This is a genomic window from Flavobacterium sp. (assembly GCF_040402895.1).
Classification (GTDB): domain Bacteria; phylum Bacteroidota; class Bacteroidia; order Flavobacteriales; family Flavobacteriaceae; genus Flavobacterium.
Genome location: NZ_JBBALR010000009.1, coordinates 25,873 through 41,705 on the forward strand (window position 1 = coordinate 25,873; position 15,833 = coordinate 41,705).

Consider the following 15,833-nt stretch of genomic DNA (forward strand, 5'->3'; position numbering starts at 1 on the left):
TGTTTTTTTAAATTAATGACATAATATTTTGTTATTTCGCAATTAACTAATTTAAAAAAAAAACAATATAACAAACTACTACTATGAATTCAGAAAACAAACAAACCAATTGGGCACAATTTATTCCTTTAGTAACCGTATTCTTTTTTTGGGGATTTGTTGCAGCAAGTAATGATATTTTAATTCCCGTATTTAAAAAAACGTTTGACTTAACACAGTTGCAAAGTCAATTAGTATCCTTAGCATTTTATATTGCTTATACTGTTGGTTCATTATTGTATTTGCTAATTTCTTATCTTACCAAAGGCGATTTAATTAATAGAATTGGATATAAAAACTCCTTAGCATTAGGTTTGTTAATTTCAGCAATTGGTACTTTACTATTTTATCCTGCTGCAAATACAGGTTCGTTCCCATTAATGTTATCTGGATTATTTACTGTTGCACTAGGTTTTTCATTACAACAAACTGTAGCAAATCCTTTAGCAATTGCTTTAGGACCTATAACTACTGGTTCACAGAGATTAACTTTAGCAGGAGGAATTAATAATTTAGGAACAACCATTGGTCCACTTATTGTAAGTTTTGCCATTTTTGGATCTTCTGCTTCTTCGGATACTAATATGAGTATTGAAAGTGTTAAAATCCCATATTTAATTTTAGGAGCTGCTTTTTTACTTGTAGCGGTATTTTTAAAATTTTCATCTTTACCAGATAAACCTCAAGCAATTGTTGAGTCTGAAACTGAAGCTGCAACAGTAAGAAGTTCAGCATTAAAATATCCGCAATTGGTATTGGGGATGATAGCAATTTTTGTTTATGTTGGTGTGGAAGTTTCAACAGCTAGTAATTTACCAGCTTACATGGAAAAGAATTTAGGTTTTTTAACTCAAGACATAGCACCATATATTTCATTGTATTGGGCAAGTTTAATGATTGGAAGATGGACTGGAGCAGTTGAAGCCTTTACAGACAAAATGAATTTACAAAAAATATTACGTTTTATTGCTCCGTATTTAGCTTTTGGGGTGTTTTTATTTGTAAATGCTATTGCTAAACATGATTTAACTCCATTTTATGTATATGCATTAATTATATTGGTATTAATTGCAGCTGATATGGCTAGTAAAGGAAATCCAGCAAGAATGCTTTTGATTTTTTCTGCTTTAGGAATAGTGGCTTTATTAGTTGGTATGTCAACTGACGGAATGGTTAGTGTTTACGCTTTTACTAGTGTTGGGTTGTTTTGTAGTACATTATGGCCTTGTATTTTTACATTAGCCGTTAGTGGACTTGGTAAACATACTAGTCAAGGTAGTAGTTTTTTAATTATGATGATTATGGGTGGTGGATTTGTAAGTTTGCTACAAGGATATGTTGCAGACGAAACAACCATTCAAACTAGTTATATCGTAGGGGTTATTTGCTTTGCTTATTTAGCATTTTATGCATGGAAAGTAAGTGCAATATTAAAAAATCAAGGAATTAATTTTGATAAAAAAATATCAGGAGGGCATTAAAAATCCTTAAGTTTTAATAATAAAAAGTCCGTCAGATTACTCTGACGGACTTTTTAATTAGTCTGAATTTTAAATTTTAAAAATACCTCCAAAAGCAATCGTGCTTTCTAAAAACCAGAAGTTTTGTTGGGCTTTGTCTGCTGTACTGTAGGTAGTTCTAATGTCATTCATTTCAATATAACCTGTTTTCAATTCGGTTTGTATGAAAAAATGTTTATAAAAAGTAAAGGTCAATCCTGCTTTCGCAGAAACACCAAATCCGGATAAGTGAAATTCATCATATCTCTCTTTGGCAAATAATTTTGTATTGGTTTTAGGTAATAAAACGCCCGCACCAAAACCTTCTGATAAATTAATTTGAAACTTATCTGTATTTGGTAAACTTAACCAATTCGAAATATCATCCACACGAGTTATCTCAGGATGAATATAATTTAAACCATCTGTATGTTCAAATGTTAAAAAATTCTCAGTTAATAATAATTGATTTCCAGGTAAACTTTCACCAAATGTACCTTCGTTGGGATAATTTCCGCTGTAACTAACTACTTTATCTTGATACATCACATATTTCATGTGGTCCCATCCTATAGAAATATTATAATGGTCATTAAAAAAATAACCCATTCTAAAATTCGTTTGAGGTATGGTGATTTTTGAAGGATTTATATAATCAATATGATAGCCTTTTGGTCGGTCGTGCGCAGTTGCATTATTTAATGTAAAATCGTAATCAGAACCAGTAAATCGTATATCCGAAGTAGAGTAGTAGCCCCTGTTTCCTCCCCAGTAAAAAAAGAATTTTCCTTTATTATGTGCGGTATATTTTTCTTTTTGAATTGGGAAATCAACTGAAATTTCAGTTTGTGAGAAACTTGTTATAGAAAGTAAAACAATAACAAGCGTTACAATTTTTTTCATTTGGGTTTTTTGTAATTGTATGAGTTAAAATTTGTTAATAGTTTGTCTTATGGCTACTAATTTTCTCATTAATCCTTCAAAATAGTCTAAATGTAACATGTTTGCGCCATCGCTTTTGGCATTTGCTGGATCAAAATGAGTTTCAATAAAAATTCCGTCTACACCAGTTACAATTCCTGCTTTGGCAATAGTTTCAATCATATCAGGTCTACCTCCTGTAACCCCACTGGTTTGATTTGGTTGTTGTAAAGAATGTGTTACGTCTAATACAGTAGTTCCAATTTCTTTCATAGTTGGAATGCCTCTAAAATCTACAATCATATCTTGATACCCAAACATCGTACCTCTATCGGTAATCATAAAATTATCGTTTCCACAATCTTTCACTTTTTGTGCAGCATGTTTCATACTTTCCGGACTCATAAATTGTCCTTTTTTTAGGTTTACTGTTTTGCCTGTTTTGGCTGCAGCTACTACTAAATCTGTTTGTCGAACTAAAAACGCTGGAATTTGCAATACATCTACATAAGTTGCCGCCATAGCAGCATCTTCGTTGGTATGAATATCCGTAACGGTTGGTACACCAAATTCTTTTGATACTTTTTCTAATATTTTTAGTGCTTTTTCATCTCCAATTCCAGAGAAACTATCAATTCTAGAACGATTAGCTTTTTTAAAACTTCCTTTAAAAACAAATGGTATTTGCAAATTATTTGTAATGGTTACTAATTTTTCTGCAATTCGTAATGCCATTTCTTCACCTTCAATGGCGCAAGGTCCAGCTAAAACGAAAAAGTTACCGCTATTTGTATGTTTAATTTGTGGAATATGGTCTAAGTTCATTTTGTTGAATTTTAAGGTGCAAAGATAATAAAGTTAAGAGTTTAGTTATCAGAAGATGCTGTTTTTTTAATTAAAAATCCTTTTGGACACATTATTTTACCTTTTTCAAATGTGTTGATGTATATTTTTTTATTAGAAGGTGCACCGTCTAAATATATTTCATACAATACTAAAGTTCCGGCACCCATTTTATTGTGTTTACTAGGAAACGGACAACAGGTTTCTATAATTTTATAGGTTACTTTTTCGCCGTTGACCCCAGTAAAACTATTGAAAAAACGATTCACGTTTTGGTTGTTGCTGTTTTCATATGTTGAAAAACCTAGATTAATAGGATAAAATTCGCTAAATCCGTATTGCATATCGTTGGCTGTTTCTGCTAATTCAAATTGTCCCGCAATAATTTTAGGTAATACAGCGGTGTCATCAATATTTTGAATGGTGTTTTTTGTACTAACACAGGATACGCAAAGTACAAGTAGGATACTAAGGAGGCTAAATTTTCTCATGATTATTTATTTTTTGTTTTTACAAGTAATGCTGCTAATGCTGCAAATATGATACCAAAAGATAGCGTTCCAAAAGTTGCAAAAATCATATATGCGGTTATATCAAACATAGCTTCTGCATTTTCTAGTTTCATCCCTTTAGAAACAGAATAGTTAATCATATTTTTAAAAAAATCTGGATTGACATACTTTAAAGAAAAATATAGAGCAAAGGGAGTTAAAATCGAAGCGAAAATAGCTAAAATCACACCAGAAAGTAACCCTTGTTGCCATGTCATAATTCCATTGAAAAAGTTTTTTTTCTTATCTAATAAAAAAAGAATGTAAATTCCGAATATTAAAATAAATATTAAATTCGTAAATAAAGGATGATTGGCAATATTTGTATCATGAAACCCTAAATTTTTTTCTAGTTGAAACCACATAATTCCTAAAAAAGTGTAGTATATTGCCCATTTAAGTTCTATTTTAAATTTATTCATTTTTTGTATCTTTGAAGTCAGTTTAAAAAAATCTGCAACAGCAAATAGCTGTTTCTAAATGTATTTCATTTGTATAATTTTTTGTACAAAACAGTCATACTTAAAATCGAAAACAAATATAGTAATTCATTAAATACTATTTTACAAATTATGGAAGTAATTCAAGGTACTTGGCACTGGGCTATTTCTGGTTTTTTAATTGGACTTATCATGTTGGTATTAACCTATTTTGGTAAGACGTTTGGGATGTCATCTAACTTAAGAAATATTTGTAGCATGACATTTGCTAAAAAGAAAATTGAATATTTTGATTTTGATTGGAAGGAACAAAAATGGAACATATCTATAGCTTTGGGTGCAATAGTAGGAGGCTTTATTGCGTCTTACTTTTTGATGGATCATACACGTGTACTACAAATTAATCCAAAAACAATTGCCAGTTTACAACAATTAAATATTGATGTACCTAATGGTAAATTAGGTCCGGATGTTTTATTTAGTCTAGAGAATGTATTTACCTTAAAAGGATTTTTTGTTTTGCTATTTGGTGGATTTTTAATTGGTTTTGGAACTCCTTACGCTGGTGGTTGTACTTCTGGTCATGCTATTTCTGGGTTGAGTAATTTACAAATACCTTCTTTAATTGCAGTAATAGGCTTTTTTCTGGGCGGATTAATTTCGGCACATTTTTTAATCCCTTTAATTTTTGGTTCCTAATGAAGTTAGTAAAGTTTTTTATAGTTGGCATCGTTTTCGGAATTGTTTTAACTAAAGCAGAAGCGGTTTCTTGGTACAGAATATATGAAATGTTTATGTTTCAAAGTTTTCACATGTATGGCATAATTTCAACGGCTATTTTTGTGGGTGTTTGCGGCATAATAATTATTAAAAAGAAAGAAATTCAAGGTTTTAAAGGCGCAGAAATAAAAATTCAAGATAAAGATTTTTCCTATTCCAGATATATTATTGGAGGTACGATGTTTGGATTAGGTTGGGGATTAGTGGGTTGCTGTCCGGGACCTATTTTTATTTTAATAGGAAATGGTGTTTTGTCTATTTTGGTTGTATTGATTGGCGCTTTATTAGGAACCTATATCTATGGTGTTTTAAAAAATAAATTACCTCATTAATTTTTTGTTAAAGTGATATTTATCACCTATTCATCTTTAAAATTAACGTAAATTTATAGTCTAAATCATTAGCAATGAAAACAACAGTTCATATCCAAAACTTAAAATGCGGTGGTTGTGCCAATACGATTTCAAAAAAACTTAATTCTCTAGATGATGTTTCCGAAGTTAGTATAGAAGTGGAAGATAATTCCGTTACGTTTGAGTATTCAGAGGAACACACTTTAGAGGTAGTAAAGAACACGTTAGCCGATATTGGTTATCCCGAAGACGGTGAAGCCAATACTTTAACTTCCAAAGCCAAATCGTATGTAAGTTGTGCTTTTGGAAAAATAACCTCTTAAAACAAAAAATCGACCAATTGGTCGATTTTTTTATATGATTACAGCACTTAAACCCGCATCTTGCAAGGAAGCACATTGTGGTTTTAGTTTTGTTAATTCTCCTGTTTTTACAGTACATTGTCCTTTATAATGTACTAAAATAGCACATTGTTCTGCTTGTTCCCAAGTATGGTCGCAAATTTTAACTAGTGATTCAATAACATGATCAAAAGTATTTACATCATCGTTATATAAAACAATTTCGTTGTTAACACCAATGGCTTCTTCAACTAATACTTCTTCTAATGTTTCTGTTAATTTACTCATAACTAATAATTTATTATAATGTAAAATTACTAATTTTTATAATATTTCAAACCTAACCAATTGTTTCTTTCTTTTTTTGATTCAAATGTCAGTCCTAATGTTTCACAACACGCATTGATGGCTTCAAAATCTTCTGTGTAAAATCCGCTTAATAACAAAAAAGCCTTTTCATTCATACAGTTAACGTATGTCGCCATATCATTTAATAAGATATTTCTATTGATATTGGCAATAAACACATCGTATTTCTGACCATCATTTAACCAAGAGGCATCGCCTTCATATACAGAAATGTGTTTGCAAGTATTACGTTCCGCGTTTTCAATGGAGTTTAAGTAACACCAATTATCAATATCTACGGCATCAATAGGTTGTGCGCCTTTCATTTCAGCTAAAATGGCTAAAATGGCAGTACCACAACCCATATCGATGGTTTTTTTGTTGGTAACGTCTAATTCTAAAAGATGTTGAATCATCATATGTGTGGTTTCGTGATGACCTGTTCCAAAACTCATTTTTGGCTCAATTACGATTTCATATTTGGCATTAGTTGCCGGGTGAAAAGGCGCACGAACGTGACAAATTCCGTCCACATCAATAGGAGAGAAGTTCTTTTCCCATTCTTCGTTCCAATTTACGGGTTCAATTTCGTTTGTGGAATAGGAAATTTTGAAGTTTTCATTCCAAAGAAGTTCAATGTCATTTAAAATATTTTCAGACCAAACGTCTTTTTGAACGTAAGCCGAAACACCTTCTTCGGTTTCTTCAAAACTTTCAAAAGCGGTTTCTTCTAATTGTGCTATTAATATTTGCGAACCCAATTCTGCAGGTTCAATTGTAAAATGGTATGCGATGTAGGTGTTTGCCATTTGGATTTATTTAAAACTTAGATTTACTTATATTCCTTATTTGGTTTATGTTTTACCATAGCAAGGAATATTAGGAAATAGAAGCTTGTTTATTTTATTAATACAACTTCTGAAACTTGCTCGGATTTGCTTCATGCATCATCTCATACACTTTTTCAAAAATGTCTTCGGCACTTGGTTTAGAAAAATAATCCCCATCCGTTCCGTAACTTGGGCGGTGCGCCTTAGCAGTTAAGGTTTGCGGTGCGCTATCTAAATATTTGTACGCATTTTGATTTTCAATAATTTCTTGTAAAATGAATGCACTTGCACCACCAGGAACGTCTTCGTCAATCACTAATAAACGATTCGTTTTTGCTACTGATTTTACAATATCGTGAGAAATATCAAAAGGTAATAAACTTTGAATGTCAATAATTTCAGCGTCAATTCCGTTTTCTAATAATTCTTTTGCGGCTTGTTCTACAATTCTTAAGGTAGAACCGTAAGAAACCAACGTAATATCTTTTCCTTCTTTAATGGTTTCTACCACACCAATTGGCGTTTGAAATTCCCCTAAGTTGATTGGCATTTTCTCTTTTAAACGATAGCCATTTAAACATTCAATTACTAAAGCAGGTTCATCGGTTTTTAATAAGGTATTATAAAATCCGGCTGCTTTGGTCATATTTCTTGGTACTAATACGTGAATTCCACGAATGGCATTAATAATCATACCCATTGGAGAACCCGAATGCCAAATACCTTCTAAACGATGTCCACGAGTTCTGATAATTAATGGTGCTTTTTGACGTCCATGTGTTCTGTACTGTAAAGTAGCCAAATCGTCACTCATAATCTGGATGGCGTATAGCAAATAATCTAAATATTGAATTTCCGCAATCGGACGTAAACCACGCATCGCCATTCCAATACCTTGACCTAAAATAGTTGCTTCACGAATTCCTGCATCTGAAACACGCATTTCGCCATATTTTTCTTGCATGCCTTCCAAACCTTGGTTTACATCGCCAATATTTCCTGCATCTTCACCAAAAACCAAAGTTTCTGGATAGGTTGCAAAAATTTTATCGAAGTTGTCTCTTAATACTAAACGAGCATCTACTTCTTCAGCTGTTTCATCATAAATTGGTTTTACTTCAGTAGTTGAAGCACTATTTTGTTTCGATTCTGAATGTAAATGCGAACTGTATTTGGGTTGAATTCTTGCCATGAAATTAGAAATCCAAGTAGCTAAATTAGCTCTGTCATCCCCAGAAAGCATTCTTAACACTTTTCTAGCTACGACTAATAAATCTTTTCTAATTGGTTCTTTTATTGCAGCAATATCTGTCGCATATTTTTCAATGAAAACTTTATTTTCTGAGTTTTGTGCGACTTGATTTAATATGGCAACTGTTGCCACTTGATCTTCTTTTATAGCAGATAAATAATTTGCCCAAGCCTCTTTTTTACCCTCTAAAACTTCTTTTTTTGATGCCGATTCTATTTCTTCTAATTCTTCGACTGAAGCCAAATTGTTAACAATCATCCATTTTTTCATTTGCGCCAAACAGTCAAATTCTGCTTCCCAAGCCAATCGATCAGCGTTTTTGTATCGTTCGTGTGAACCGGAAGTAGAATGGCCTTGTGGTTGTGTTAATTCGTTTACGTGAATTAAAACAGGCACATGTTCAGTTCTTGCAACTTCAGCTGCTTTTTGATAGGTGTCAACCAACGCTGGATAATCCCAACCTTTTACACGGAAAATTTCGTACCCGTTGTTTGCCTCATCACGTTGTAATCCTTTTAATATTTCGGATATGTTTTCTTTTGTAGTTTGATATTTGGCGTGTACAGAAATTCCATATTCATCATCCCAAACACTCATTACCATTGGAACTTGTAATACACCTGCAGCATTTATGGTTTCAAAAAATAACCCTTCTGAAGTAGATGCATTTCCAATTGTTCCCCATGCTACTTCATTTCCTTGTACTGAAAAATTATTTTCTGTAGGGATTTCAGTAACATTTCTGTATATTTTTGATGCTTGTGCTAAACCTAATAAACGTGGCATTTGCCCAGCAGTAGGAGAAATGTCTGCACTTGAGTTTTTTTGTTGGGTTAAATTTTTCCAATTTCCGTTTTCGTCTAACGAATGTGTAGCAAAATGCCCACCCATTTGACGTCCTGCACTCATTGGATCAAAATTAATATCGGCATGCCCATATAACCCTGCGAAAAACTGCACGATTGACAATTCGCCAATAGCCATCATAAACGTTTGGTCACGGTAATATCCTGAACGAAAATCACCATTTTGAAAGGCTTTAGCTAAGGCCAATTGTGGCACTTCTTTTCCATCGCCAAAAATCCCAAATTTTGCTTTTCCAGTAAGGACTTCTTTTCGTCCCAAAAGACTGCATTCACGACTAACCGAAGCGATTTTGAAATCGTTTAAAACTTCTTTTTTGAAATCTTCGAAAGATAATGTTTCTGCCGTTTTAGTTTTGCTCATAATACTACATTGCTATGTTACAAATTTAAACAAAAAAACGAAATGTTACTACGTAAGGATTATTTTTATGAATAATGAACAAAAATATTGGTGTTTGGCTGTAAAAAACGTATTATAATTTCAAAATAGTAACTATTATTTACGAATAATGCATATAAATTACAATATAAGAAACTGAATTTTTGTTTGAAAATTAAATAAATTTAAAACCATCTTCTGGTAAATAAAGAGGTTAATGTTTTTGGGCTCAAAGTAATGATAAATCGAATTCTTTCACTATAATTATTATCGTTAAGTTCAAAGCCATTAGAAGAATATATGGGTAAATACAATTCGAAATAGTCTTGTACAAAATTTAAGCGAATCCCACTATCGTAAATATATTGCGGTTTATGTCCTTCATTCTTAAATGTACCAATATCGCCATAAACTTCAATCCAATCCCAAATGGCATAACTAGCATTTGCAGATAGAATATATTGATTGGCATATCGAGTAGCAAATTTAGATTTGAAGGCGCCTTCTGCGTTAACATATTGACGACTAAACAAGCCGGTACTTTCGCTTCTACCAATTAACGCATAGTCAAATAAATAATCTGAAGGGCGATCGATTCCAAAACTAAAAAAATCATTTGAGGTATCGTTATGTGTAAAAACACCAGCAAAAGCTCTTAAATTGATAAACCTATTGTTTTCAAAAAGTTTTCGGTATTGAATTTGCCCCGAAATTTTTCCAAAACCTTTTGAAAGTTGAAAATCTGTTCCATAAGAAAATTGTTCTATTAATTCGCTAGTAGCATATCCATATCGTAAATTAAAAACAGAATAGTTTTCTGAATTTTTAGTAGAAACAATATTTGATTTTTCTCGGTTTACATAAACATTTCGTATTAAAAATCCTTCACCTTCATTTTTTCTGAAATTTGGATGTCTAAATCTGAAATTTATACTTGGCGTAATTTTAGTGTAAAAAGCATCTGGAGCATAGTGCAAACGAGTTCCTGAAATAGCATATCGAGTGCTAAAATGAGTGCTGTTTCGGTTTAGTTTGTTAAAGCTAAATCCGGCACTTCCAGCTAGTGTTCCTGTTTTTGAAGAAAAATTTGGTGTAATGTCGTAAATAAATGGTTTGTCAATTATTGATTTGTTATTGAAATTCATACCCAATAACAATCCGTCATACAAATTGAATTCGGTTGTGGGCACAAAAAATATTTGGTTGTATTTTGGGTTTTCAATGTCTTTAAAAAAAGTAAATCTTATTTTTCGGTTTCCTAAAAATCGGTTTTTTAATTTGTACGAATTGTTATTGTTGTTTAATTCGGGAATTTCATACGCATCATTTAATATTAACTTGGTTATGCTATCATTTTTTATTGAAAATTTAAAAATATCGGAATGATTTTCTATCCAATTTTTACTTACTAATTTATTTTTATTATATCCTGAAATAGAAATAGGAACTTTGGCATCGCCTACATTTTTTATCGATACTTCTATCGAATCATTTGTTTTTTTGGCGTGAATAATTTTGTAATCAATTTTATTTCTGGAATATATTAATTCGTAAAAAAACCAACTTAAATCTTGGTTTGATTTATTTTCTAAAATTTCTTTAAAAATTTGACTATCAGTATATTTGAATTTATTTATTTCTATATATTGTTTAATTGAGTTTTCTAAATAATTTTCTCCTAAATACGCATTCAAATAATGAAGCGAAAGTCCAGATTTAAACTTTCCTGCTATTCTTTCATTGAATTTTATTTGTGTATTTTTATCAGTTCCAACGGCTTGATCAATATTTTTTCGAGCCATTAATAAATAATTATAAATGAATTGTTCGGTAAAATTCATTGAAATTATCTTGTAGTTTTTTAGTATTTTAAATCGAGCTAGTTTTCCAAAAGCTTTACTTTCTGGATACTTATCATCAATATATTTTTTTAAATAATAATGTTGAATACCTTCCAAAATCCAATGGTCTTTTCTGAAATTAATTTTCAAATTAGCCATTAAATAATTATTCAAATACGTTTTCAAAAATTTTAGTTCAAATATAAAATCATCATTAAATGGAGAAATAAATGAGGGTAATTCATTTAAGCCATAAAACGCTTCTCTATCATAGTCTTCTTGCGAAACCATTATTTTGTGTTGTGCCGATTTGCCTAAATTTTCTTCAACATAATTGGAAATTTTATCAATTATTTGCATTCTTTGGTTTGCACTTAAATCGATAGATTTAAGATTACTTATAACTGTTGTTTCATTGTTTTTAAAAGTTTCATAGCTGTTTTTCTTTTCAAGTACAATTACAAAATTGTTTCTAGAACTTCCAGTTAATTTCGAAGTAGTTTCAGATTTTTTTTCAATTTCTAAATCAGAACTGACGAAAAAGTTATCATGTTGAAGTTCAATATTATACGAAGAAATTTCAGTTGTTAAATCCTCGCTATTTTCTTCACTTTGATGTTCGGAATGAAATCTAGAAAGCGTTAAAAAACAATTTCTTAAGTATAGTTTGTTTTCAGAATAGCCAAATTTTGTGAATTTTGAATTGGGTAATGTAATTTCGTAACTTATATTAATTTTTGTAGATTCTCCGCTAGCTAAAGGTTTTTCTAGAGGAATGATAACAATATCAATTTGATTTGGTTTTCTGAAATACAATATCGACTTTTTATTTCCATCAGTAATCGCAATTATATTCGTTCCGCCTCGATCTATATTGCTTGATAGGTGATAACTTCTATTGAATTCATCTGAAAACTTTTTTGCTAATGCTGAATTTTTACTAGAAAAAGCGTGATTCCAATCGTTTAAGGCAATTTCAGTAAGCACATCATTTGAAGTGTTTTTAATCGTAATTTCTTCTAAAACAGAAATTATTTTTCCGTTTTCAAGGAGTTTTGCTTCTATAGTAATTTCATTTTGGGAAAATGATTGTAGCGCAAATAAAATTAACAAAATGATTCTGATTTTAGCCATATTTTTCTTTAAAGTAGTCAATATTAGTAAAAAAAAAGGATACTAACCTAAGAAAACAGTTTAATATTTACTAATAATTAACTATGGTTTCATTCTGTTCCAAATAGTAAAGTTTTTTGAAAAAATGAAAAGAAGACCAAAAAAATCCTATTTCTTTTTAAGCAAGAATTAATTTTGTTAAAATTAGCACAAATGATAAACAAATCACAAAAAAATAATCGTGAAATAACGTAAAATTGTTTCATTATCAATATTTTTGTAAAAAATAACAACTCAATATAATTTAAACAATGAAAGTAACAATAGTAGGTGCAGGAAATGTAGGTGCATCATGTGCTGACGTAATTTCTTACAGAGGAATTGCAAGTGAAGTAGTATTATTAGACATTAAAGAAGGATTTGCTGAAGGAAAAGCAATGGACATTATGCAATGTGCTACAACTACAGGATTTAATACACAAGTATCTGGAGTAACAAATGATTATTCTAAAACAGCTAATTCAGATGTAGTAGTAATTACTTCTGGAATTCCAAGAAAACCAGGGATGACTCGTGAAGAGTTAATTGGTATCAATGCTGGAATTGTAAAATCTGTAGCAGAAAATATTTTAAAATTTTCTCCAAATACCATTATAGTTGTAGTTTCTAATCCTATGGATACTATGACGTATTTAACTTTAAAAGCTACTGGTTTACCAAAAAATAGAATCATTGGAATGGGTGGTGCTTTAGACAGCTCTCGTTTCAAATATTATTTATCAAAAGCATTAAACAAACCAGCTAATGACGTACAAGGTATGGTTATTGGTGGTCATGGTGATACTACTATGATTCCTTTAACACGTTTGGCTTCTTACAATGGAGCGCCAGTATCTAATTATTTATCCCAAGAAGCGTTGGATAAAGTAGCAGCTGACACTATGGTAGGTGGAGCTACATTAACAGGTTTATTAGGTACTTCAGCTTGGTATGCTCCAGGAGCTTCTGTAGCGTATTTAGTAGATTCTATCTTAAATAACCAAAATAAAATGATTGCTTGTTCTGTTTTATTAGAAGGCGAGTACGGACAATCAGATATTTGTTTAGGTGTACCATGTATTATTGGTAAAAACGGCGTACAAGAAATTGTTGATGTACAATTAAACGACACAGAAAAAGCCACTTTTTCAAAATCTGCAGAAGCGGTTAGAGCTATGAATGGCGACTTAAAAGCGGTTTTATCATAAACACTTTTTAACTTAATTTAAAGCCTGTAGGAATTTCTTTCAGGCTTTTTTTGTTTGAATAGGTACGCAGATTTAGCGGATTTTTTTCATTCTTTGCGAAAAACCTTGCGAACTTTTCGGTTAAATTTTCAAACTCCTTTTCTCTATATCATACGCTTTTGTAGCAAAATTTAGTTTCGTACCTATTAAATCGTAAGTTTTTTTACAATTTCTGCAACAGGTAAAATAGCGTGGGTGCCTTCAATACTAGGACCTGCCACCCAAACTGTTTTGTATGTTACTTCTGTAGCGGCTTTTTCTGTAGCTTTCATACCAATATAAAAACGAAGCATTTTTACCCATTTTTTTAAACTTTTGTTTTTGTTTAAAACTTGTTCCAGCCAAGTGGTTTTTGTGCCTACTTTTTGAACATAAGGTGTATTTATTACCGAACAAGGGGTGCCAGAAATGCGTTCGGTCATTACAATGTCTTTAGCACCATAATTTACACAAGCTTGCTTGTATTCTTGCGAAACACCAGCTTCTATTGAAGCAATAAACGGACTTCCAACAGAAACGCCAATGGCACCATAAGCAAGCATTTTGTCCATATCCGATTTTTTACTTACACCACCTGCTGAAATTACGGGTAGGGAAGTGCCTTCATTTAATTGATTGATTAAATCTTCAGGAGAAATATTTCCTCTGTGTCCACCAGCAAGATTGTTTACTGCAACCAAGGCATCAGCACCTAAACGTTCCACTTTTTTTGCAAAACTTAAATCGGTAACATCACAAAATACTTTAATACCTACTTTATGCGCTTCATGAATCGTTTCTTCTGGTGAACCCAATGATGTTAAAATAAAATCGACTTTTTCTTCACATAAAATGCGCAATTGCTCTTTATATTTAATATTGGATTTATTCACAATTAAATTAAAACCAAAGCTGCCGCCTTCTACTTTTGCGTTTTTTAGTTCAATAATCGCAATTCGTAACTCTTCTAATGTTCTGTAGTTTAAGGCTGGAATACATCCTGCTACACCACTTTTCATGCCTTCGATTACCATTTTTGTATTGGACACCAAAAACATAGGTGCCATAATTACAGGATACTTTATATTTAATATTTCGGTTAATTTTGGTTTTTGCATGATTAGTTTATTTTTTATAAATAGTATTAGCATTAATAAACGCTGTGTTTGCACAATTCGAAAGTGCATAAATAATAAAATTTGAGGAATAGCTAACGAAATATACTTTTTGATTTTTATTAATATACGCTACAATATATTTTTCTTTGGATACGCCGTTTGGAATGGAAAGTAATTTTATCGTATCATTTTTGTTTATAAAATTTCTATAAAATTCTTTAGTTTTTGAATTATAAGTAAAAGGTTTGTTAGGAAGGTAGCCTTCATTTATTAGTTTACATTGGATAAATTCATTTGGTTTTAACTGAATAATCGACTTGTTTTTATTCTTAATTACATCTTTTACGATTTGATTTTCATTATGACTTATTTTATCAAAATTATTTTTCCATAAATTCGCGAAAACCACATAAAAGTATCCAAACAGAGGTCTAGGACCTTCTGGTGTAGGTAAATAAAATCCGCCGTCAAAATCTAAATATACCTTATTAATCTTAATTCTTTCATCAACATTATACTTAAATAAATACTTTTTATTAATATTTATACTATTTTTTTGGTTAAAACCATCTCCAAACGTAAGCGAGTCGGTATTGATTTTTACACCAATAAACCAAATAAATAGTAATGAAAAATAAAAAAGAATTGTATTTTTTTTATTTTGTATAATTAAATTAAAACCCCAATATGCCAAAATTAATATCATTGGAATTAAACTTATTGAATATTTTAAAGATGGAAAAAAGCCTAGTATTAAAAACGGAAAAATACTGCTAAATAAAAACACAATTTTGTTAATTGTTTTTTCGTTAAAATTTTTAATTATATGTATTATTCCAAATAAAAGTAAAAACAAGAATGGAATGGTAAAGAAACTTATTCCCATAGCTAGTAAATGAAGTTTAGACCTTTCTGCTTTCTCCATATAGTTATTGCCCCAAAAAACAATATCAACAAAATCATTAAAATTATATCCGGTAATTCTTATTAATACCAAACCAATAACAAAGGATATTATGAAATGTAGGAAAGTTAATTGGAATATTTTTTTATA

The 15,833-nt window shown here is 30.9% G+C and carries 15 protein-coding genes; 5 read left to right on the plus strand and 10 right to left on the minus strand.

The window, feature by feature from the left end; all coding sequences use genetic code 11:
• The first annotated feature begins 83 nt into the window (after positions 1-83).
• On the plus strand, positions 84-1,520 hold the full coding sequence (locus tag ABWP60_RS08740; protein WP_353151395.1) for a sugar MFS transporter: 1,437 nt from the start codon (positions 84-86) through the stop codon (positions 1,518-1,520).
• Between the two features lie 69 nt (positions 1,521-1,589).
• Here ABWP60_RS08740 and ABWP60_RS08745 read toward each other — a convergent pair whose 3' ends face one another.
• Genes ABWP60_RS08745 through ABWP60_RS08760 form a run of 4 tightly spaced genes read right to left on the minus strand, consistent with a single transcriptional unit; the run spans position 1,590 to position 4,275 of the window.
• Complete coding sequence (locus tag ABWP60_RS08745) at positions 1,590-2,441, minus strand: hypothetical protein (RefSeq protein ID WP_353151398.1); 852 nt, start codon at positions 2,439-2,441, stop codon at positions 1,590-1,592.
• Between the two features lie 24 nt (positions 2,442-2,465).
• Positions 2,466-3,284: a 3-deoxy-8-phosphooctulonate synthase gene (kdsA, locus tag ABWP60_RS08750; RefSeq protein WP_353151401.1), complete on the minus strand. Its 819-nt coding sequence runs from the start codon at positions 3,282-3,284 to the stop codon at positions 2,466-2,468.
• 41 nt (positions 3,285-3,325) lie between these two features.
• Complete coding sequence (locus tag ABWP60_RS08755) at positions 3,326-3,793, minus strand: 2-dehydro-3-deoxyphosphooctonate aldolase (RefSeq protein ID WP_353151404.1); 468 nt, start codon at positions 3,791-3,793, stop codon at positions 3,326-3,328.
• A gap of 2 nt (positions 3,794-3,795) precedes the next feature.
• Positions 3,796-4,275, minus strand: coding sequence for a DUF4199 domain-containing protein (locus ABWP60_RS08760; protein ID WP_353151407.1), 480 nt, complete (start codon positions 4,273-4,275; stop codon positions 3,796-3,798).
• A 150-nt stretch (positions 4,276-4,425) separates the two neighbouring features.
• Here ABWP60_RS08760 and ABWP60_RS08765 point away from each other — a divergent pair, with 150 nt between their 5' ends.
• The 3 genes from ABWP60_RS08765 (at position 4,426) to ABWP60_RS08775 (ending at position 5,749) form a co-directional block, all read left to right on the plus strand.
• Positions 4,426-4,992, plus strand: a complete 567-nt coding sequence (locus tag ABWP60_RS08765) for a YeeE/YedE family protein (protein WP_353151410.1) — start codon at positions 4,426-4,428, stop codon at positions 4,990-4,992.
• A complete protein-coding gene (locus ABWP60_RS08770) occupies positions 4,992-5,405 on the plus strand; it encodes a YeeE/YedE family protein (RefSeq protein WP_353151413.1) in 414 nt (137 codons plus the stop codon). The genes ABWP60_RS08765 and ABWP60_RS08770 overlap by 1 nt, the downstream gene beginning before the upstream one ends.
• Before the next feature lie 74 nt (positions 5,406-5,479).
• A complete protein-coding gene (locus tag ABWP60_RS08775; RefSeq protein ID WP_353151416.1) occupies positions 5,480-5,749 on the plus strand; it encodes a heavy-metal-associated domain-containing protein in 270 nt (89 codons plus the stop codon).
• A 30-nt stretch (positions 5,750-5,779) separates the two neighbouring features.
• Here ABWP60_RS08775 and ABWP60_RS08780 read toward each other — a convergent pair whose 3' ends face one another.
• The 4 genes from ABWP60_RS08780 to ABWP60_RS08795 form a co-directional block, all read right to left on the minus strand.
• Positions 5,780-6,055, minus strand: coding sequence for an ATP-dependent Clp protease adaptor ClpS (locus ABWP60_RS08780; RefSeq protein ID WP_353151419.1), 276 nt, complete (start codon positions 6,053-6,055; stop codon positions 5,780-5,782).
• Positions 6,056-6,084: 29 nt separating this feature from the next.
• On the minus strand, positions 6,085-6,924 hold the full coding sequence (prmA, locus tag ABWP60_RS08785) for a 50S ribosomal protein L11 methyltransferase (RefSeq protein ID WP_353151422.1): 840 nt from the start codon (positions 6,922-6,924) through the stop codon (positions 6,085-6,087).
• Positions 6,925-7,021: 97 nt separating this feature from the next.
• Positions 7,022-9,424 carry an alpha-ketoacid dehydrogenase subunit alpha/beta gene (locus tag ABWP60_RS08790; protein WP_353151425.1) on the minus strand — a complete coding sequence of 801 codons (2,403 nt, stop codon included), beginning with the start codon at positions 9,422-9,424 and terminating at the stop codon, positions 7,022-7,024.
• A gap of 203 nt (positions 9,425-9,627) precedes the next feature.
• Positions 9,628-12,417, minus strand: coding sequence for a gluzincin family metallopeptidase (locus ABWP60_RS08795; protein ID WP_353151428.1), 2,790 nt, complete (start codon positions 12,415-12,417; stop codon positions 9,628-9,630).
• 290 nt (positions 12,418-12,707) lie between these two features.
• On the opposite strand from ABWP60_RS08795, the gene ABWP60_RS08800 reads away from it, so the two are divergent.
• Complete coding sequence (locus ABWP60_RS08800; RefSeq protein WP_353151431.1) at positions 12,708-13,643, plus strand: malate dehydrogenase; 936 nt, start codon at positions 12,708-12,710, stop codon at positions 13,641-13,643.
• A gap of 185 nt (positions 13,644-13,828) precedes the next feature.
• On the opposite strand, the gene ABWP60_RS08805 is transcribed toward ABWP60_RS08800, so the two are convergent.
• Both ABWP60_RS08805 and ABWP60_RS08810 read right to left on the minus strand, forming a co-directional pair.
• Positions 13,829-14,779, minus strand: coding sequence for an NAD(P)H-dependent flavin oxidoreductase (locus ABWP60_RS08805; protein WP_353151434.1), 951 nt, complete (start codon positions 14,777-14,779; stop codon positions 13,829-13,831).
• 7 nt (positions 14,780-14,786) lie between these two features.
• Entirely contained in the window at positions 14,787-15,704 is a 918-nt protein-coding gene (locus ABWP60_RS08810) for a hypothetical protein (RefSeq protein ID WP_353151437.1), read from the minus strand.
• Between the last annotated feature and the right edge of the window lie 129 nt (positions 15,705-15,833).

Bases quoted from the DNA above. Each gene is read 5' to 3' on its own strand.
- ABWP60_RS08740 (WP_353151395.1), top strand. From the start codon at position 84: ATGAATTCAGAAAACAAACAAACCAATTGGGCACAATTTATTCCTTTA.
- ABWP60_RS08745 (WP_353151398.1), bottom strand. From the start codon at position 2,441: ATGAAAAAAATTGTAACGCTTGTTATTGTTTTACTTTCTATAACAAGT.
- kdsA (WP_353151401.1), bottom strand. From the start codon at position 3,284: ATGAACTTAGACCATATTCCACAAATTAAACATACAAATAGCGGTAAC.
- ABWP60_RS08755 (WP_353151404.1), bottom strand. From the start codon at position 3,793: ATGAGAAAATTTAGCCTCCTTAGTATCCTACTTGTACTTTGCGTATCC.
- ABWP60_RS08760 (WP_353151407.1), bottom strand. From the start codon at position 4,275: ATGAATAAATTTAAAATAGAACTTAAATGGGCAATATACTACACTTTT.
- ABWP60_RS08765 (WP_353151410.1), top strand. From the start codon at position 4,426: ATGGAAGTAATTCAAGGTACTTGGCACTGGGCTATTTCTGGTTTTTTA.
- ABWP60_RS08770 (WP_353151413.1), top strand. From the start codon at position 4,992: ATGAAGTTAGTAAAGTTTTTTATAGTTGGCATCGTTTTCGGAATTGTT.
- ABWP60_RS08775 (WP_353151416.1), top strand. From the start codon at position 5,480: ATGAAAACAACAGTTCATATCCAAAACTTAAAATGCGGTGGTTGTGCC.
- ABWP60_RS08780 (WP_353151419.1), bottom strand. From the start codon at position 6,055: ATGAGTAAATTAACAGAAACATTAGAAGAAGTATTAGTTGAAGAAGCC.
- prmA (WP_353151422.1), bottom strand. From the start codon at position 6,924: ATGGCAAACACCTACATCGCATACCATTTTACAATTGAACCTGCAGAA.
- ABWP60_RS08790 (WP_353151425.1), bottom strand. From the start codon at position 9,424: ATGAGCAAAACTAAAACGGCAGAAACATTATCTTTCGAAGATTTCAAA.
- ABWP60_RS08795 (WP_353151428.1), bottom strand. From the start codon at position 12,417: ATGGCTAAAATCAGAATCATTTTGTTAATTTTATTTGCGCTACAATCA.
- ABWP60_RS08800 (WP_353151431.1), top strand. From the start codon at position 12,708: ATGAAAGTAACAATAGTAGGTGCAGGAAATGTAGGTGCATCATGTGCT.
- ABWP60_RS08805 (WP_353151434.1), bottom strand. From the start codon at position 14,779: ATGCAAAAACCAAAATTAACCGAAATATTAAATATAAAGTATCCTGTA.
- ABWP60_RS08810 (WP_353151437.1), bottom strand. From the start codon at position 15,704: ATGGAGAAAGCAGAAAGGTCTAAACTTCATTTACTAGCTATGGGAATA.